13 protein-coding genes are annotated in these 18,180 nt (G+C 69.7%); 7 read left to right on the forward strand and 6 right to left on the reverse strand.

What is annotated here, in order from left to right; all coding sequences use genetic code 11:
* Both RKE50_RS16370 and mmsB read left to right on the forward strand, forming a co-directional pair.
* Window positions 1–1,116 (forward strand): enoyl-CoA hydratase/isomerase family protein, encoded by a 1,116-nt coding sequence (locus tag RKE50_RS16370; RefSeq protein ID WP_350038234.1) that lies wholly within the window; start codon window positions 1–3, stop codon window positions 1,114–1,116.
* Window positions 1,117–1,146: 30 nt separating this feature from the next.
* A complete protein-coding gene (gene mmsB, locus RKE50_RS16375; protein ID WP_350038236.1) occupies window positions 1,147–2,031 on the forward strand; it encodes a 3-hydroxyisobutyrate dehydrogenase in 885 nt (294 codons plus the stop codon).
* A gap of 24 nt (window positions 2,032–2,055) precedes the next feature.
* Here the strand turns inward: mmsB and RKE50_RS16380 are convergent, their stop codons facing one another.
* The 4 genes from RKE50_RS16380 to gor form a co-directional block, all read right to left on the reverse strand.
* Window positions 2,056–3,003: a DUF4340 domain-containing protein gene (locus RKE50_RS16380; RefSeq protein WP_350038238.1), complete on the reverse strand. Its 948-nt coding sequence runs from the start codon at window positions 3,001–3,003 to the stop codon at window positions 2,056–2,058.
* Window positions 3,000–5,849, reverse strand: a complete 2,850-nt coding sequence (locus tag RKE50_RS16385; RefSeq protein ID WP_350038240.1) for a Gldg family protein — start codon at window positions 5,847–5,849, stop codon at window positions 3,000–3,002. Before RKE50_RS16385 ends, RKE50_RS16380 begins: the two co-directional genes overlap by 4 nt.
* A complete protein-coding gene (locus RKE50_RS16390; RefSeq protein ID WP_350038242.1) occupies window positions 5,842–6,783 on the reverse strand; it encodes an ABC transporter ATP-binding protein in 942 nt (313 codons plus the stop codon). Before RKE50_RS16390 ends, RKE50_RS16385 begins: the two co-directional genes overlap by 8 nt.
* 198 nt (window positions 6,784–6,981) lie before the next feature.
* Window positions 6,982–8,340: a glutathione-disulfide reductase gene (gene gor, locus RKE50_RS16395; RefSeq protein ID WP_350038243.1), complete on the reverse strand. Its 1,359-nt coding sequence runs from the start codon at window positions 8,338–8,340 to the stop codon at window positions 6,982–6,984.
* 119 nt (window positions 8,341–8,459) lie between these two features.
* Between gor and RKE50_RS16400 the strand changes: the two genes are divergently transcribed.
* The 5 genes from RKE50_RS16400 to RKE50_RS16420 all read left to right on the forward strand — a co-directional run bounded on the left by RKE50_RS16400 (window position 8,460) and on the right by RKE50_RS16420 (window position 15,522).
* Window positions 8,460–9,806 carry a serine hydrolase domain-containing protein gene (locus RKE50_RS16400; RefSeq protein WP_350038245.1) on the forward strand — a complete coding sequence of 449 codons (1,347 nt, stop codon included), beginning with the start codon at window positions 8,460–8,462 and terminating at the stop codon, window positions 9,804–9,806.
* Window positions 9,806–10,603 carry an MOSC domain-containing protein gene (locus tag RKE50_RS16405; RefSeq protein ID WP_350038247.1) on the forward strand — a complete coding sequence of 266 codons (798 nt, stop codon included), beginning with the start codon at window positions 9,806–9,808 and terminating at the stop codon, window positions 10,601–10,603. Before RKE50_RS16400 ends, RKE50_RS16405 begins: the two co-directional genes overlap by 1 nt.
* 97 nt (window positions 10,604–10,700) lie before the next feature.
* Window positions 10,701–11,729: a DUF481 domain-containing protein gene (locus RKE50_RS16410; protein WP_350038249.1), complete on the forward strand. Its 1,029-nt coding sequence runs from the start codon at window positions 10,701–10,703 to the stop codon at window positions 11,727–11,729.
* A gap of 228 nt (window positions 11,730–11,957) precedes the next feature.
* Entirely contained in the window at window positions 11,958–14,324 is a 2,367-nt protein-coding gene (locus RKE50_RS16415) for a TonB-dependent receptor (RefSeq protein WP_350038251.1), read from the forward strand.
* 136 nt (window positions 14,325–14,460) lie between these two features.
* Complete coding sequence (locus RKE50_RS16420; protein WP_350038253.1) at window positions 14,461–15,522, forward strand: DUF481 domain-containing protein; 1,062 nt, start codon at window positions 14,461–14,463, stop codon at window positions 15,520–15,522.
* Window positions 15,523–15,554: 32 nt separating this feature from the next.
* On the opposite strand, the gene RKE50_RS16425 is transcribed toward RKE50_RS16420, so the two are convergent.
* Window positions 15,555–16,616 (reverse strand): 3-deoxy-7-phosphoheptulonate synthase, encoded by a 1,062-nt coding sequence (locus RKE50_RS16425; RefSeq protein ID WP_350038255.1) that lies wholly within the window; start codon window positions 16,614–16,616, stop codon window positions 15,555–15,557.
* Between the two features lie 70 nt (window positions 16,617–16,686).
* Window positions 16,687–18,114 (reverse strand): MFS transporter, encoded by a 1,428-nt coding sequence (locus tag RKE50_RS16430; protein WP_350038257.1) that lies wholly within the window; start codon window positions 18,112–18,114, stop codon window positions 16,687–16,689.
* Between the last annotated feature and the right edge of the window lie 66 nt (window positions 18,115–18,180).

Consider the following 18,180-nt stretch of genomic DNA (forward strand, 5'->3'; position numbering starts at 1 on the left):
ATGAGCGACGACGCACCGGTTATCGTCTCGGAGCAGCCCGCGGCCAACGGCGCCGTGGGCATGCTCACGCTGAACGTACCGAAGACCCTGAACTCCCTGACCCTCGAGATGGTCGACCTGCTGCAGGCCGCCCTGGACCGCTGGCGCGACGATCCCTCGATCCGTGCGGTGTTCATCGCCGGGGCCGGGGAGAAAGCCTTCTGCGCCGGCGGTGACGTGCAGGCGCTGCACGCCTCCGCGGTGAAGAACCCCGGCGGGCCCTGCGACTACGCGGAAGCGTTTTTCGCTCGCGAGTACCGCATGAACTACACGCTGCACACCTATCCGAAGCCGATCATCTGCTGGGGACACGGCATCGTCATGGGCGGTGGCCTCGGCATCATGGCCGGCTGCCGGCACCGAGTGGTCACGGCGTCGACCCGCATCGCCATGCCGGAAGTCACCATCGCCCTGTTCCCGGACGTCGGCGGCAGCTGGTTCCTGAACCACATGCCGGGCGGCGCCGGCCGTTTCCTGGCGCTCACCGCGGCCAACATCAATGCCACCGACGCGCTGTTCCTCGGTCTCGCCGACCGCTTCATCAACAGCGACAAGTGCGATGCGGTGGTCGAGCGCCTGCTGGCCCAGCCCTGGAGCGACGACCCGGCCGCCAACCACGGCCTCGTCCGCCACCTGCTGCGCGAGTTCGAGGAGGGCGCCGAGGCCCTGCCGCCGGCGCAGGTGCAGCCGCACCTGCCCACGATCCGCCGGCTCACGGACGGTGATGACATTCACCAGGTGATCGACAACATCCTCGCCCTGGACACGGACGACAAGTGGCTGGCAAAGGCCCGCGACGCCCTGGCTCACGGCTCGCCGCTCGCGGCGCGCTGGATCGACCGGCAGCTGGAGCGGACGCGGCACAGTTCCCTGCGCGAGGTGTTCGAGGCCGAGGTGGTGCTGGCCACGCGCATCGTCCGCCACCCGGAGTTCGCCGAGGGCGTGCGCGCGCTGCTCATCGACAAGGACCGGCAGCCGGCGTGGCAGTACGAGAACTCGCGGGCGGTGCCCGGGGATGTCCTCGACGGCTTCTTCCTGCCGCCCTGGCCGCAGAACCCCCTCGCCGACCTGCGCTGACAGACCAAGGCCAACAACCGGAGAGCACTCATGGCACACGTCGCATTCATTGGCCTCGGCAACATGGGAGGCCCCATGGCGGGAAACCTCTTGAGCGCCGGCCACACCGTCACCGTCTTCGACCTGGTCCCGGAAGCCTGCGTGGCGCTGGCGGAGCAGGGCGCTGCCGTCGCCGACTCGGCGCCGGCGGCGATCGAGGGTGCAGAGTACGTCGTCTCCATGCTGCCGGCGGGCAGGCACGTGAAGACCCTGTACCTGGGAGAGGACGGCCTGCTCGCACGCCTCGACGGCAGCGTGACGGTACTGGACTGCAGCACCATCGATGCGCCCACGGCGCGGGAAGTCGGCGAGGCCGCCGCGGCGGCGGGTATCGGTTTCATGGACTCGCCGGTCTCCGGCGGGGTCGCAGCGGCGAAGGCGGGCACCCTGGCCTTCATGTGCGGCGGTGATGCCATGACCTTCGAGAAGGCGCGCGTGGTGCTCTCGGCCATGGGCAGGAACATCTTCCACGCCGGCCCCGCCGGTGCCGGGCAGGTGGCCAAGGGCTGCAACAACATGCTCCTGGCCATTCACATGATCGGCACCTGCGAGGCCCTGGAAATGGGCGCGCGCAACGGGCTCGACCCGAAAGTGCTGTCCGAGATCATGCTCGCCAGCTCCGGCCGCAACTGGTCCCTCGAGGTGTACAACCCCTACCCGGGCGTGATGGACGGCGTGCCCGCCAGCAACGACTACAAGCCGGGCTTCATGGTCGACCTGATGGTCAAGGACCTGGGCCTGGCCATGGACATCGCCGGCCAGGCCGGGGTCGACAACCAGATGGGCCAGCTGGCGCGGCAGCTCTACGAGGCCCACCAGGCCGGCGGCAACGGACCGCGGGATTTCTCCTCGATCCTCGAACGGCTGAAGGACTGACCCCGGGCGCCCTGCCCGGGGCCGCTAGGGCGACGGCGACGCTGCCTGCGGCCCTTCGCTCATCTCAGCGCCGTTGCCTTCGTCGCTGTCTTCTTCGCCGGTTTCGTCACTGCCCACCAGCGCTTCCAGGCTGTCCGCGATCCGGTCATAGTCGTAGCGACTCACCGTGAACCAGGGCGACCAGGCGCTCGACTTCAGGAAGCGTGTCTCGTCCCCGGCGGCGAGGGTGAGCTCGATCGCGTCGTCCCCGCTGTCCACGACCAGGGTCCGGGCGGCCGCTTCCTCCGCGGGAGCCTCGGCCACGCCAGTGACCTGCAGTCCCTCCAGGGCGCGGACCAGGTCGTCGGCGCTGCCGTCTTCCACCGCCTCGCCGTCGAGGCGCCAGCCGTCGTCACCGCGCTCCAGGCGGTGCCCGTCCCAGCGCACCGCGGTCGGGCCCGGAATGGCGGCGAGGCCGCGGTCCAGCCAGCCGCTGTCGTCCGTCGGCGCGTCGTAGGCATTGAAGCCGATGCTGTAGATCGCGTCACCGCCCGCGGCGCGCGCGTGAACCTGGCGGAATCCGGGGGCGGTGCCAAGGAAGATCGTGGCCAGGACCTCGTCGCCCGCGAGCAGCTCCACCCGGCGCTCGAAGGCATCCTCGGCCACCGCGAAACGCTCCCGGGCCGAGCGGCTCTGCGCGACCGGCCAGCCGGGGTCCACCTCCAGGGCGGTGAGCAGGGTGGCTACCCGCCCCGGGGCCACGGGCAGGCCGCTCCCGGCGAGGGTCCAGCCGTCGCCGCTGCGGGCGATGCGGGCGCTGGCGCCATCGCCGTCGCTCACGCGCAGGCCGTCGGCGCGGGCCGCGGCGCCGCTCTCGAGCAGGGGCAGCGCGGCCTCGGCGGCGTCGTCGGCGCCGGGCCGGTAAACCGCTGCCGTCACCAGCAGCTGCAGGGCCAGCAGGGCGCCGAGTACCGGTAGCAGGAAACGGTTCATGCAAGGATCCTCCGGTAGCGGTTGCGACGCTGCCGCTGGCGCAGCTGGTGCACGAGGGCGATCAGGCCGAGCAGCGCCAGCGCGAGGCCGTAGTTCAGGTACTCGATGCGCGCCTGCGCGCCTTCCTCCAGCGGCGGCAGGGTGCGGTTGAAGTGAGCGCGGGAGCGGATCTCGAGCAGGCTGCCGTCGGCCAGCGCCCAGTCCACGGCGCCGAGGAGCAGCTCCACGGGGCTCAGGTACTGGGTGCCGCTGGCGGCCACCAGCCCCGAGAGCACCTGGTCGCTGGCAAAGTCGTTGGAGCCGATCACCAGCAGGCGCGCGGACGCCGGCGAGCGGCGCAGGAGCCCCCCGAAGTCGCCGTCCGCGCCCGCCGTCTCTTCGCCGGCGGCAGCCGGTTCCGGGGCCGGCGGCACCTCTTCGAAGGCGCTCTCGAAGCGCCCCTGCACGAGCACGCCCACGGTCTCCGGCGCCAGGGGCGCGCCGCCGGGGGCGAGCGCGTCGCCGCCCGCCGGGTCCCCGTCGGGCATCACGTCGCGGGCATCGGAGCGCCAGCTCTCCGGGGAGCTCACGAGCAGGGGCGTGACGGTTCTTCCCTCGGCAGCGACGGCCTCCACCGGGGAGGCCCAGGCCAGGGTCAGGTTCGGCAGCCCGGCGGTCACCGGGTGCTCGCCGTTCAGGCCCGGCTCGCGCAGGTCGAGGAAGTAGGGGTAGTCGACGAACTGCATGTCGCGGAACTCGTAGCCGCCGATACGCCGCACCACGGGCACGGGGAAGGCCCCGTGCTGCCGGTCGAGCACCAGCGTGTCGGCGATGGCGATACCCTGCGTCTCCAGCCAGTCGCGCAGCCCGCTGTCTACCTCGCGCATGCGCAGGCGGTCGCCGCTGAGCTCCACGGAGAAATTCGAGCTGGCGACGATGACCGTGCCGCCGCGCATGAGGTACTGGTCCACGGCGAAGACGGCGCGCTCGTCGAGGTCTTCCGGCGCCATCAGCACCAGCAGGTCCGCGGACGGAGCCACGCTGCCGTCGGAAAGGTCCTCGCGCAGGATGCTGTACTCGCGGGTCACCCCCTGCTCGAGCGTGTCGAAGCTGTGCCCCGAGGGCGGCATGCCGGGGAACTGCGGGCCGCTGTCCGGCATCACCAGCGCCACGGTCTTGGTAAAGCCGCTGGCGAAGCGCTTGATGCCCGCTTCGAGGCTGTCGGGGAAGCTGCCCGGGTCGAAGGCGCCCGTGGGCAGCTGCACGACCTGGTGGTCATCCTCGAGGGTCAGGTAGAAGAAGAACTCCCGCGGATCGTCGAGGGAGGCGAGCATGGGTTCGAAGCCCCATTCGTTCATGATCCGCGCGGCAACGGCACCGTCACCGGCCTCGGGCTCGATGAACTGCACGCGGAACTTGCCCCCGCTCCGGGCCACCTGTTCATCCAGCGCCGCGCGGATCGCATCCCGGTAGTCCCGGAGCAGCTGCGGCAGCAGCTCGTCGCGGGAAACGTAGGCGGTGAAGGTGATCGGCGCCTCCACCTGCTCGAAGAGGTTGCCGCCGGCCTGGTACGCGTAGAGCACGTCGCGCACGGCGCGGGTGACGTCGAACTCCGGGTTGCGCAGGACCACCTCCGGCTGGCCGCCGGTGCCGGTTTTCACCTCGATGAGGTCGCCGAAGGAAAGCGTCTCGTGTTCGCCGCCGTACTGCACGAGGACGTCGAAGTAGGCATTGACCAGCGCGGACTGGTAGCGGTCCGCCACCTGGAAGGGCTTGGCGTTGATGCCGAACTCCTCGTTGGCCTCCTGCTCCTTCGCCGGTTCCCGCGCCGGATCGACGAACTCCACGCGCACCCGGTCGCCGCCGGCGATGGCGTATTCGCGCAGCAGGTCCTTGAGCTGCGGTACCAGCGGGGCCAGCAGCGGGTGGGTGCGCTCGCTGAAGTAGCCGCGGATGAGCAGCGGCTCCTGCAGCTGGGCGAGCACGTCGTGGGTGGGCGCGGAAATCGAGTAGAGCTGCCCCTCGGTGACGTCGGCGCGCAGCATCGGCAGCCGCTGCAGCCAGACCGCGCCGAGGAGCAGGTTGGCCACCAGGAGGCCCGTGGCGATACGCCAGCGGCGGTGCCTCGGGTGCCCGCCGGCGGCCCAGCGCTCGCTCTCGAGCGTGTACACGTTGAGCACCAGGAACACACCGCAGACCGCGAGGTAGTAGTACAGGTCGCGCACATCGATGACCCCGCGGGTGATGCTGTCGAAGCGCGAACCGGAGCCGAGCAGGCGCAGCACGCCGCCCACGTCGTCGCCAAAGAAGCCGGTGAGCAGCGGGCTGCCGAGCATGTACAGGAGCCCGGCGAGCAGCACGCTGCCCATGAGGCTGACCATGGCGTTGTCCGTACGCGCCGACACGAACAGGCCGATGCTCAGGTACGCGGCACCGAGGAGCGCGGTGGCCAGGTAGCCGGCGAGCACCGGGCCCCAGTCGAGGTTGCCGAGCCAGGCCACGGTCAGCGGCAGCGGCAGCGTCGTCGCCAGGGCGAGCAGCAGCAGGGTCAGGCAGGCGAGGAACTTGCCGGCGACGAACTGCCAGAGCGGCACCGGCTGAGTGAGCACGTGCTCCAGGGTGCCGCCGCGCCGCTCCTCGCTCCACATGCGCATGGTCAGGGCGGCGGCGAGGAAAATCAGCAGCAGCGGCAGCCACTCGAAGAGCGGCCGCACGTCGGCGATATTGCGGGCGAAGAAGGCCTCAACCCAGAAGAAGACGAACAGGGTTACGGCGCTGAAGCTGCCGAGGAAGAACCACGCCACCGGCGAGGCGAAGAACAGGCGCAGCTCTTTCTGCGCGACCCGTAGGACAATGTTCTCAGTCATGGTGTGCCCCTCCCTGCGCGGCCAGTTCGCGGAAGACGCTGTCGAGATCGCGAAGCCGGGGGGCGAGCTGGTAGAGGCGCGCCCCGCTGTCGAGGACGCAGCGGGCGATATTGCCGGACGCCGTGTCGGGCTCCGTGCCCGGGTGCAGGGAAACGGTGAAGTGCTGCTCGCCTGCACCGCCTGCCGGGGTCACCGCGACGACCTGGGGCAGGCGGGCGATGGCGCCGGCGAGGTCGCCGGCCTCGGCGCTGGCGCGGAGGACGAGCGTGTTGTCCTCGCGCAGCTGCGCCAGGTGCTCGTCGAGCACGAGGCGGCCCCCGGCGAGCACCAGCACGCGCTCACAGAGCGCCTCGACCTCCTGCATGATGTGGGTGGAGAGAATCACCGTGGCGTCCGCGGCCAGCTCCCGGACCAGCGCGCGCATCTGCGCCGTCTGCGTCGGGTCGAGGCCGTTGGTCGGCTCGTCGAGGATCAGCAGCGACGGCGCGCCGAGGATCGCCTGGGCGACGCCCACCCGCTGCCGGTAGCCGCGGGAGAGCCTGCCGATCGGATCGAGGAGGCGGTCGCCCAGGCTGGTCGCGTCGATGGCCCTGCGCAGCGCCCGCGGGCGCTCGCCGCGGCCAATGCCCTTCAGGGTGGCCGCGTAGTCGAGGTAGTCCGCTACCAGCATGTCCGGGTAGACCGGCAGGTTCTCCGGCAGGTAGCCGAGCTCCCGCTGGACCGCGGCGGCGTCGTCGGCGAGCGCGTGGCCGCCGATGTGAATAGTCCCGGCCGAGGGCTCGAGGTAGCCGCTCAGCATCTTCATCATGGTCGTTTTCCCGGCCCCGTTGTGGCCGAGCAGGCCGATGATCGCCTGGTCACTGATGCTGAAGGAGACGTCGTCCACGGCGGTTGTCTTACCGTAGCGACGCGACAGGCGCTGCACGTCGATCATGGCGTTCCCGTTTCTTCTGTTGGCTTTCTGTTGGCCTTTTCGGGGCGGGCGCCCGGGGGCGGGTCCCGCGCGGCGCCGGATTCTAGCAAGCCCCCTAACGGGGGCAAGACCCGCTGCCCGCTCCTGCGTCGGCACCGGGCGGCGACCGCTCCTTCGACCGGGCCGCCGCGGCCGAGTTCCCGCGGGGGAGCCGGGCGGTCAGTCCTCGCTCCAGGGCTCGCGCATGGTGACGAACTCCTCGGCGGCGGTCGGGTGGATGCCGATGGTGCTGTCGAAGGTTGCCTTGGTGGCGCCGGCCTTCAGCGCGATGGCGATGCCCTGGATGATCTCGCCGGCATCCGGGCCCATCATGTGCACACCGACCACGCGATCGGTGGCGTCGTCGACGATCAGCTTCATGAAGGTGCGCTCGTCGCGGCCGGTGATCGTGTGCTTCATGGGACGGAAGTCGGCCTTGTAGAGGGTGATCTCGCCGAACTCGAGCTCGGCCTGCTCCTCGGTGAAGCCCACGGTGCCGATGTTGGGCTGGCAGAAAACGGCGGTGGGGATGAAGTCGTAGTCCACGGGGACCTTCGGGTCCCCGAACTCGTGGCGGGCGAAGGCCATGCCCTCTGCCAGGGCCACCGGGGTCAGCTCCATGCCGCCGATCACGTCACCGAGGGCGAAGATGTTGTGCTCCGTGGTGCGGAAGTGCGCGTCCACGGCAATGGTGCCGTGGTGCGTGAGCTCCACGTTCACGTTCTCGAGGCCGAGGCCCTCGAGGTGAGGCTTGCGGCCCGTGGCGTAGAGCACGGCATCGGCCTCGAGGAAACTGCCGTCGTTGAGCAGCAGCCGGTAGCCGCCCGCGGTGGCCTCGATCGCCTCGACGTTGGTTTCGAAGCGCAGGTCCACGCCGGTCTTGCGGATCTCCTGAGCTGCGTGGGCGCGGATGTCGGCGTCGAAGCCGCGCAGGAACATCGGCCCGCGGTAGAGCTGGGTGACCTTCGAGCCCAGGCCGTTGAAGATGCCGGCGAACTCCACGGCGATGTAGCCGCCGCCGACGACCACGAGGCGCTCCGGGAACTCGTCGAGATCGAAGATCTCGTTGGAGGTGAGGGCGTGCTCGCGGCCGGGGATGTCCGGTACCGACGGCCAGCCGCCGGTGGCGATGAGGATGCGGGCGGCCGTGTAGTGGTCGTCGCCCACGGCCACGGTGTTGGCGTTGACGATGCGCGCGCGGCCGTCGATGAGGGTTGCCTCGGCGCCGCGGAGCATGTTGCGGTAGACCGCGTTCAGGCGGGCGATCTCGTTCTTCTTGTTGTCCCTGAGCGTGTGCCAGTCGAAGCCCTCCAGGGTGCTCTGCCAGCCGAACTCGCGCGCGTCGTCGAAGCCCTTGCCGTACTCGGAGGCATAGACGTAGAGCTTCTTCGGCACGCAGCCGACGTTCACGCAGGTGCCGCCGAGATAGCGGTCCTCGGCGATGGCCACGCGGGCGCCGAAGCCGGCGGCCATGCGGGCGGCGCGAACGCCGCCACTGCCGGCGCCGATCACGAAGAGGTCGAAATCGAGGTCACTCATGGGGGTCTCCTGTGGTGGCGCCATGGTAACAGCTATCGGCAGTGGCAAGCCGGTGCCGGCAGCGGTGGCGCGGGGGCTTCAAAGGGCTATGATCGGGGGTTTTTGAGATGGGGGTGCTGATGGGAAAGATCAAGGTCGCGGCGGGGCTCTGCCTCGCGGGGGCGCTGGGCTGGGCCGGCTGGCAGGGCATGGATGCGGCGGAGGTGGCCACCGGCTACAGCGCCAAGCAGCTGTGCTCGGGCGTCTTCGTCGCCGGCCTGCCGGCGCGCTTTGTCATCGAGCGCGACATCCTGCCGCGCATGGCCCTGCTCGGTCCCGCCCGGGGGCTGCTCGACCTGTCCGTGGATGCCGGGAGCGGCGAGGCGCGGGCGAGTCTTCTCGGCGTCAGTGCCCGCGCCGGCGTGCAGGGGCCCGCCACCGGCTGCAGCCTGCACCGCGACGGGCGCGCTGTGCCGCCGGCACAACCGGCGCCGGCCTACCCCTGGCCCGAGGGGGAGGCGCCGGCGGCCCTGGCGCAGGCCGTGGACGCGGCCTTTGCGGAACCGGCGGGCGGGGGGCGGAATACGCTCGCGGTGGCCGTCGCCCGGGGCGGGCGCCTGCTGGCCGAGCGCTACCTCGCCCCGGTGGATGCGGGGACCCGCCTCCAGGGCTGGTCCATGAACAAGAGCCTGCTCGCCACCTGGGTGGCTCTGCGCAGCGCCGACGGGAAAGGGCTGTCCCTTGCCGACCCGGTTCGCCAGCGCCTGCTCGCCCTGGGCGCCCCGCCCGCGACGACCCGCGATCTCGCCCCGGGGCTGACCCTCGGCCACCTGCTGCAGATGGAGTCGGGCTTGGCCTTCGAGGAGCGCTACGCCCCCGGCAGCGACGCGACCACCATGCTCTACCGCCGCGACGCCATGTGGCGCGAGGCGCCCGCCACCGGGCAGGCGCGCCCGCCCGGCGCGCACTTCAGCTACTCCAGCGGCGACAGCAACCTCGCCGCCTACCTCTGGCAGCAGAGCCTCGATGCCGACTACGCGGACTGGGTGCGCGAGCACTTCAGCGAGCCGCTGGGCATCCGCTCTCTCGTGCCCGAAGCCGATGCGAGCGGCACCCAGGTCGGCTCCAGCTACAGTTACATGACGGCCCGCGACTGGCTGCGCGTGGGGCAGCTCTGGCTCGACGCCTGGCACGGCCGCTCGGCGCTCCTGTCCCGCGAGTGGCTGCGCGAGGCGGTCGCGCCCCGGCCCTCGGACCCGCTCGGCCGCTACGGACGCAGCTTCTGGCTAAACACCGGCGGCGCGGCCTTCCCCGGGCAGCCCGAATCGCTGTTCTACGCCGGCGGCAACGCCGGACAGTACGTGCTGGTCGTGCCGGAGGAGGAACTGGTCATCGTGCGCCTCGGGCTCACCGACGAGCCCCGGGTCCAGCCCGGCATGGCCGCGCTCCTTGCCGGCGTGCGCGAGGCCCTGGGGGGCGCGCCCTGATGGCCGCGCTGCGCCTGGCGGCCATTTACCGCTACCCGCTGAAGTCCGCCGCGGGGCTTAGCTGCGCGCAGGCTACCGTCGACCACTTCGGCGTCGCCGGCGACCGGCGCTGGCTGCTGGTGGACCCGGCGGGGGATTTCCTCAGCCAGCGCCGGCTGCCGGCGCTGGCCCTGCTGCAGGCCGAGGAGCGTGACGACGGCCTGGTCCTGGCCTTCGGCGGCGCACAGCTGGCGGTACCCGGCCCCGCAGCGGGCGCGCCGGCACGCGCGGTCACGGTCTGGGGCGACCGCGTGATGGCGCTCGACGCCGGCGAGGCGGCCGCGGACTGGCTCGGCGAGCGCCTCGGCACGGCCTGCCGGCTGGTGTACATGCCCGATGACTGCCGGCGGCCGGTGGATCCCGCCTACGCGCCGGCCGGCCGCCGGGTGAACTTTGCCGACGGATTTCCGCTGCTGCTGCTGACGCAGGCATCCCTGGACGGCCTCAACGCGCGCCTGCCCACGCCGGTGCCCATGGACCGCTTCCGGCCCAACCTGGTGATCGACGGCGCCGCGCCCCACGCCGAGGACGGCTGGCGGCGCCTGCGCATCGGCGCGGTGACCGTCGACCTGGTCAAACCCTGTTCACGCTGCGCGATTCCATCCATCGACCAGGCCACCGCCGCGAGGGACCCGCACATCAACCGGGTGCTGGCCGGCTACCGGCGCCGCGACGGGGCGGTGCTCTTCGGCCAGAACGGGCTCCATGACGGGCCCGGTACCCTGGCCGTGGGCGATCCGGTGACCGTCCTCGCGTAATGGCCAGCGCTCCCCCGAGGGGCTAGAATCGCGGGTTTTTCACCTTCCACCTTCAGGTTGCGACGGCGCCGCGGGCGTCGCTCGAGAGGAGTTCTCCATGACTGCGCTTCGTTCTGCCCTGCTCGGGACCGTGTGTTCCCTGCTGCTCGCCGGCAATGCCGCGGCCGCGCCGGACCGGATCACCCTGAAGAACGGCTCCACGATCCTCGGCACGGTCACCGACGCCGAGGGCGGCAAGGTGGTGGTGGAGACGGACTTTGCCGGCACCATCAAGATTGCCCAGGACCAGATCGAGGACCTGCGCACCGAGACCCCCATGAGCCTGCAGCTGGCGGACGGCACGGTGCTCGAGTCCTCGCCGATCCGCGTGGAGAACGAGCAGCTGGTGCTGGATGCGCTGGGCGAGGAGGAGACCTATGCGCTCTCCGACCTCGTGCGCGTGAACCCGGAGCCCTGGGAGCTCGGCGACGGCTATCACTGGACCGGCCTCGCCAGCGCCGGCCTGTCCATGGAGCAGGGCAACACCGATACGCGGGAGCTCGACTACAAGGTCGAGAGCACCTGGACCGGGCTCCTCGATCGCTACTCCTTCAACCTCATCGGCGAGTACGACGAGGCCAACGGCGAGAAGAACGCCGAGAACTGGATCGCCCGTGGCAAGTACGACCGCTTCCTCGAAGACAGCCCCTGGTACTGGGGCGGCAACCTGTCCTTCGAGCACGACGAGTTCGCCGACACGGAGCTCAGGACCTACCTCGGCCCCTACCTCGGCCGCAAGATCTTCACGGAACCGGTATTCACGCTCGAGGCGGAAGGTGGTGTCTCCTACGTCTGGGAGAACTTCTTCGTGGCGGAAGACAACGACTATCCCGCCGCCACCTGGTCCCTGAACGCCTCGAGCAACTACCTCGGCGAGGGTACGCGGCTCTACTTCAACCAGACGGGCCTGTGGGACCTGTCCAACACGGCCGACGTGCTCATCAACACCACTGCCGGCCTTTCCTTCCCGCTCCTGCTGAACATCGAGGGCGCCGCCGAGGTGATCTGGAAGTACGACACCGGCGCGGTGGAAGGCGTCGAGGAACTGGACCAGACTTATCGCTTCCGCATCGGTTACCGCTGGTAAGCCGCCGGCGAGTTGACGCTGGGGGCGGTTAGCGCTACAACCGGTGCGAGCGGTCGCGGGGGATGACCGCGTGATAACAAGCAGCCTGACAACAACATAATAAGCAGTGCCCGGGGGGGCGATACCATGGATACCGTACTGCCAGCGTCGGCTGCCATCCGTCGTGGATGCCGGTCCGTTCCCGCCTTGACGTCTTCATCTTCGCGCCCGTCACGGCGCCTTCCCGGTATGGCCACCGGGCTCGTTCTCGGGCTGGCCAGCGCGGGCGCGCTCGCGCAGCCCCCGGCGGACGACGGCGCCTACCGGCTCACCCTCGAGGAAGTGCTCGTCACCGCGCAGAAGCGCGAGGAGAGCCGGATGACCGTACCCATCGCGGTGAACACCTTCTCCGAGGCCGATATCCTGGCCACGAGCGCCCTCGATATCGCCGACATCGACGACTTCATGCCCGGGGTGCGCTTCGGCTCGGTCACCTCCAACCAGTCCACGCAGCTGGGGGTGGAGATCCGCGGCGTGTCGAGCCCGAATATCTCCAGCGGCCAGGACCCGTCTGTCGCCACCTTCTACGACAACGCCTACCTGCCGCGGGCCGTCACCAGTATCCCCTTCGTGGATATCGAGCGGATCGAGGTGCTCAAGGGCCCCCAGGGTACCCTCTACGGGCGCAATGCGACCGCCGGTGTGGTGAACATGATCCCCTACGCCCCGGCCATGGACGCGTTCGATGCCTTCGCCCGAGCGCGCGTCGGCAACTACGGTCTGCTCAATGTCGAGGGCATGGTGAATATCCCCGTCGGCGACCGCGTGGCCATCCGCGCGAACGTGCTCGACCACGCCCAGGACGCGATCTTCGACAACCGGGGCATCGGCGACGACCTGCGCGAGCGCAACTACAGCTTCGGCCGCCTCGCCATCGCCGTCGACCTGTCGGAGCAGACCCACCTGAAGCTCGCCGGGGACATCGAGAAGCGGGAGGAGAACACCAGCTACTCCATCGGCGTCAGCAAGTACGCGCTCAACACCGACCCCTTCGCCAGCGATGTGGAAAACGATGTCCCCGACCGCGACGAGGACCGCGACATGGTCGGCGTCTCGCTGCAGGTCGACCACGCCTTCAGCGAGCAGCTGTCGCTGTTCGGCATCCTCAGCTACCGCAGCTGGGAAACCTTCAACAAGCAGGACGAGGACGGCACCGCGGACCCGCGGCGCTACCTCGACACGAACAACATCGAGGACTCGGACATCGTCTACGGGGAGCTGCGGTTCAACTTCACCAACGACCGCTTCGACGTCGTTGCCGGCGCCAACTACAGCGTCGAGGAGGTGTACCAGCGCACGGATATCGGCCTCCTCGCCGACTCCTACATGCAGTTCCTGAGCCTCGAGCTGCTGCCGGCCTTCGGCATTCCCGCCACGCCGGACGTGCACGCCTGGGACCTTTTTGCCGACTCGGGGGATGACTTCTGGCTCGGCGTCTCCGCGCTCGCCGGCAACATCGCCGTGCTGCCGCCGTCCTACGCGGGAACCTACTTTACCGAGACCATGGATAACGAGGGCGACTTCGTCAACTGGGGGGTCTTCACCGACGTCACCTACCAGCTGTCGGACGCGGTGCGCCTGATCGGTGGCCTGCGCTACAGCTACGACGACAAGGAGTACGCCTGGCAGACCTTCGACAACAGCATCGCCGGCTGGCCCTTCGCGCCGGCGCGGGTCGCCTACGACCCCGCCGCTACCGGCGCCGCGCCGGAAGACTACTTCATGCGCTTCGAGGACAGCGAGGACTGGAGCCGGACCACGGGCCGCGCCGTGGTCGAGTGGACTTTCATGGAACGGGCGATGACCTACCTGTCCTATGCGACGGGCTACAAGTCCGGTGGCTTCGACGGCCAGACCTTCTCTTCCATCGTCGCCGGGCCCTTCGACCCGGAGGACATGACCAGCATCGAGCTCGGCCTGAAGGGGGACTTCTTCGACAACCGCCTGCGCATCGAGGCGGCCGCCTTCCTGCAGGACCTGGAGAACCGCCAGGGCGCCGAGAGCGTCAAGGAGGGGCCGGACGACCCGACGGCGCAGGTCAGCGTGGTCAGCTCCGACGAGGAGACCCGGGGCTGGGAGCTCATGGCCCAGTGGCAGGTGCTGGACACGCTGCGGCTCACGGGGTTGACCACCTGGCGCGATACGGAGCGCGTGCAGGATGCTTTCTTCGACGCCCAGGGCGAGCCCGCCGGCGGGGTCAAGGAAACGCTGGATACGCAGACCGACTACACCCTGCGCCTCGACTGGACGCCCGCCGTGCCCGTGGGTTCACTGCTGGTACACGTCGATTACATTTACAACGATGCCGACGACGACTCGGAGGCGGTGATCTTCACCGAGGGTCCCTGGTACTTCCAGGACCGCGAGCTGCTGAACGCGCGCATCGCCTGGACCAACGCCGGCGACCAGCTCGAGCTCGCGCTCTGGGGCCGCAACCTCCTGGACAAGGAATACGCCTCGAACCCGGGCGGTTTCGTGGCCGATACCCTGGGTGCCTACACCACGAATATCCAGGAACCGCTCACTTACGGGGTCGAGGTGCGTTACAACTTCTGATCGAGGCTTTAGCATAGGGCACCGGGCGGCAGCGTCGCCCGCGGCCACCGGTGAAGCGGGGTCGCGAAGGGGTCGACAGCAATGCCCACCCCCCAAGCCCAGCACAAGCCCAGCACAAGCCCCGGAAGGAAAGCGCATGTTCAAGCCGCACGCCCCCGTCCTCAGCCTGCTGATGACCCTGGCCTGCGCCACGCTGGTCTTCACCGACCCGGCCTGCGCCAGCTCGGCCGCTGCCGCGGTGCCGGACCGCGTCGAGCTGAAGGACGGGTCGGTGCTCTTCGGCACCGTCGTTGATGCCGACGGCGGCAAGGTCATCATGAACACCGCCTTCGCGGACGCCGTGAAGATCCCCCAGGCCATGATCGAGAGCCTGCGGACGGAGACGCCGATGCGCCTCCAGTTCGCCGACGGACGCGTGCTCGAGTCCTCGCCGATCGAGGTCCGGGGCGAGCAGCTGGTCCTGGGCGGCGGCGAGGAGGAGACGAGCTACAGCTTTGCCGACCTGGTGCGGGTGAACCCGGAGCCCTGGGAACTCGGCGAGGGCTACCACTGGACCGGCCTCGCCAGCGCCGGCTTCTCCCTGGCCCAGGGCAACACGGAAAACAGCGAGCTCGACTACAAGGCCGAGAGCATCTGGACCGGCTTGCACGATCGCGTCTCGCTCAGCCTCATCGGCGAGTACGACGAGGTGAACGGCCGCAAGAACGCGCAGAACTGGATCGCCCGCGGCAAGTACGACCGGTTCCTCAACGGCAGCCCCTGGTACACGGGGGCGAACCTGTCCTTCGAACAGGACGAGTTCGCGGACACGGAGCTTCGGACCTACGTCGGTCCCTATCTCGGCCGCAAGCTGTTCAGCGACTCCCTGTTGACGCTGGAGGCCGAAGGCGGCGTGGCCTATGTCTGGGAGGAGTTCTTCGTTGCCGAGGACAACGACTACCCGGCCGCGACCTGGACGGTCACCGCCAGCAGCGATTACCTGGGGGAGAATACCCGGCTCTACTTCAACCAGACCGGTCTCTGGGGGCTCACCGACGAGAGCGACGTGCTCCTCAACAGCACCGCGGGCCTGTCCTTTCCGCTCATTCTCAATATCGAGGGCTCTGCCGAAGTGATCTGGAAGTACGACCTCGGTGCCGTGGAGAACGTCGAGAAGCTCGACCAGACCTACCGCTTCCGCCTCGGCTACCGCTGGTAACGGCCGGCCACCGGGAGCGCGGGCGGCGGCCCTCAGCCGAGGCGGTTGCGACGGATCGCGGCGGCGAGCTCGTCCAGGAGCGGCAGCGTCTCGTCCAGCGACAGGCAGGCGTCGGTCACGCTCTGGCCGTAGCGCAGGGCGTCCAGCGGCCCCGGCGGCTGGTTGCCGCCCACGAGGTGACTCTCGAGCATGACCCCGCGCAGCGCCTGCTCGCCGGCCTCGAGCTGGTCCGCGAGGTCGGCGACCACCAGCGCCTGCTGCGCCGGGTCCTTGTTGCTGTTGCCGTGGCTGCAGTCGACGATCAGGGAAGGCGCGAGCTCTGCGTCCGCCAGCGCCGTGGCCGCGGCGCGCAGTGCCCCGGAGCGGTAGTTGGGGCCGCTGTCCCGACCGCCGCGCAGGATGAGGTAGCTGTGCGGGTTGCCCGTGGACTCGAGGATGGCCGGGGTGCCCTCCTTGGTCAGCGACGGGAACCAGTGCGGGTGCGCGGCGCTGCGGATGGCGTCGATGGCCACGCCGATATCCCCGGTGGTGCCGTTCTTGAAGCCCACGGGCATGGACAGGCCCGAGGCGAGCTCCCGGTGGATCTGGCTTTCCACGGTGCGCGCACCGATGGCGCCGAAGCTCACCAGGTCCGTGTAGTACTGCCCGAAGGTCGTGTCGAGGAACTCGGTCGCGGCCGCCAGGCCGAGGCCGTTCACGTCGAGGAGTGCGCGCCGCGCGAGGCGCAGGCCGCGGTTGATATGGAAGCTGCCGTCGAGCCCCGGGTCGTTGATCAGCCCTTTCCAGCCGACCACGGTGCGCGGCTTCTCGAAGTACACGCGGAGCACGGGAAAGAGGGCGTCATCAAGCGCGGCGCAATGGGCGCTGAAGCGCTCCGCGAACTCGATGAGCGCCGCCGGGTCGTGCACGGAACAGGGCCCGGCGATGACCAGGAGGCGCGGATCCTCCCCGGTCATGATCGCCTCGATCGAGCGGCGGGCGGACGCCACGGTTTCGGCCCCGGCGTCGTCCAGGGGCAGCTCCTCGCCCAGGACCCAGGGCGTGATCAGCGGCTGGGCGCGGGCAATGCGGATGTTGTCCGTGTGCGTCGGCATGGCGCGGCGGTTCCGTGGAAAAGGTGGTGGATTGTCGCCAACGGCCGCAGGCGGGGCAAGGGTGCGGCGCTCAAGGGGGAGCGCCGCGGGCGCGCAGGGCGGCCTGGATTTCCTCGACCCGGGCTTGCCCGAGATTGATCCGCAGCACCAGCAGCAGGGCAATGAGGAAGCCCGGCAGCGTACCGAGACCGAACGCCCAGGCGAGACCGTCGAGCACCGGGGCCGGCACGCTGCCGGGACGCATGCCGGCCTGCAGACCGACCAGGTCGAGCACGATGCCGCCGTAGAGAGGGCCGAAGACCGTGGCGAACTTGTTGACCAGGTTGGCGGCGGAGAAGAACCCGGCCTCCTGGCGGAGCCCGTGCTCGTGCTCGTGCTCGTCGGTGACGTCGGCGACGATGGACTGGGTCTGGATCGCCCGCAGCAGGAAGCAGTACATGAAGAACAGCATGAACAGGAAGTTGAGCACGAAGACGACCGTGGTCCCGTTCGGGGGCAGCAGGCCGGTCATGCGCAGCGGGTAGAGCCACAGGCAGTTCAGGATCAGGCCGATGATGGACAGCTGCATGAGTTGGTGCTTCTCGAAGCGACGTCCCAGGGGGCGAAGGGTGAGCAGCACCAGGGCAACCGCCAGCAGGCTGGGCACGGCGAGGATCAGCGACACCTCGCCCGCGCTGAACTCCCAGTAGTAGGTCCACACCAGCATGTTCAACGTCGCCACCGTGCCGTAGGCGGCCATGATCGCGATCTCCTGCCCGAGCACCAGGCGGAAGGTGCCGTTGCCCAGGGTCCTGGCGAGATCCCGCCACAGCTCCGCGAGCCGCGGCGTACGCTGCGGCAGCCTGTCCGCGCCCCGGGAGGAGCGCGCGTAACGCCGGGTGCCGATGGTGGTCACCGCGGCCATGAGCCAGCAGACGCCGCAGCAGAGGATGCCGTAGAGCGGGTAGTTGGCCGGGTCGAAGCGCCCGTCCTCGCCGCCGCGCTCCGGGAAGATGAAGGCCAGGGCCAGGGCGGGCACGAGCACGCTGAACAGGAACAGCGTGGCCAGCCGTGCGCCGAGGACCTGGCTGCGCTCGTGGTAGTCGCTGGTGATCTCCGCCGACAGGGCGAGGTGCGGGATGGCGAACAGCGTGACGAAAGTGCGCACCCAGAGGGACCAGAACAGCAGCCAGCCGGCCAGCGGCCACTGGCTGCCGGCGAGACTGGCCGGCGGCGCGAACAGGCCCAGGAAGCCGAGGCCGATGGGCAGGATGCTCGCCACCATGAACGGGTGGCGCCGGCCATGGCGGGAGCGGAGCCGGTCCGAGAGAACCCCCGTGAGCGGATCCGACAGGGCGTCCCAGACCAGGCTGATCGCGATCACCGCGCCGGTCAGGCTGCCGTTCAGCCCGAGCACCTGCGTATAGAAAAGCAGGACGAACATCGTGTAGGCCGCTTCCTTCACGGCGTACACGGCGCCGCCGGCGCCGTAGGCGGCGCGCGTTCTTATCGTTAGCATGAACTGGCCGACGGAGAGTACCGCCGCAGTCTCGCCCCTCGCCCGCGCCCTGTAAAGCGCGCATCC

The sequence above is a fragment of the Pseudohaliea sp. genome (assembly GCF_040217025.1).
Taxonomy (GTDB): Bacteria; Pseudomonadota; Gammaproteobacteria; order Pseudomonadales; family Halieaceae; genus Pseudohaliea.

Bases quoted from the DNA above. Each gene is read 5' to 3' on its own strand.
- RKE50_RS16370 (WP_350038234.1), top strand. From the start codon at position 1: ATGAGCGACGACGCACCGGTTATCGTCTCGGAGCAGCCCGCGGCCAAC.
- mmsB (WP_350038236.1), top strand. From the start codon at position 1,147: ATGGCACACGTCGCATTCATTGGCCTCGGCAACATGGGAGGCCCCATG.
- RKE50_RS16380 (WP_350038238.1), bottom strand. From the start codon at position 3,003: ATGAACCGTTTCCTGCTACCGGTACTCGGCGCCCTGCTGGCCCTGCAG.
- RKE50_RS16385 (WP_350038240.1), bottom strand. From the start codon at position 5,849: ATGACTGAGAACATTGTCCTACGGGTCGCGCAGAAAGAGCTGCGCCTG.
- RKE50_RS16390 (WP_350038242.1), bottom strand. From the start codon at position 6,783: ATGATCGACGTGCAGCGCCTGTCGCGTCGCTACGGTAAGACAACCGCC.
- gor (WP_350038243.1), bottom strand. From the start codon at position 8,340: ATGAGTGACCTCGATTTCGACCTCTTCGTGATCGGCGCCGGCAGTGGC.
- RKE50_RS16400 (WP_350038245.1), top strand. From the start codon at position 8,460: ATGGGAAAGATCAAGGTCGCGGCGGGGCTCTGCCTCGCGGGGGCGCTG.
- RKE50_RS16405 (WP_350038247.1), top strand. From the start codon at position 9,806: ATGGCCGCGCTGCGCCTGGCGGCCATTTACCGCTACCCGCTGAAGTCC.
- RKE50_RS16410 (WP_350038249.1), top strand. From the start codon at position 10,701: ATGACTGCGCTTCGTTCTGCCCTGCTCGGGACCGTGTGTTCCCTGCTG.
- RKE50_RS16415 (WP_350038251.1), top strand. From the start codon at position 11,958: ATGGCCACCGGGCTCGTTCTCGGGCTGGCCAGCGCGGGCGCGCTCGCG.
- RKE50_RS16420 (WP_350038253.1), top strand. From the start codon at position 14,461: ATGTTCAAGCCGCACGCCCCCGTCCTCAGCCTGCTGATGACCCTGGCC.
- RKE50_RS16425 (WP_350038255.1), bottom strand. From the start codon at position 16,616: ATGCCGACGCACACGGACAACATCCGCATTGCCCGCGCCCAGCCGCTG.
- RKE50_RS16430 (WP_350038257.1), bottom strand. From the start codon at position 18,114: ATGCTAACGATAAGAACGCGCGCCGCCTACGGCGCCGGCGGCGCCGTG.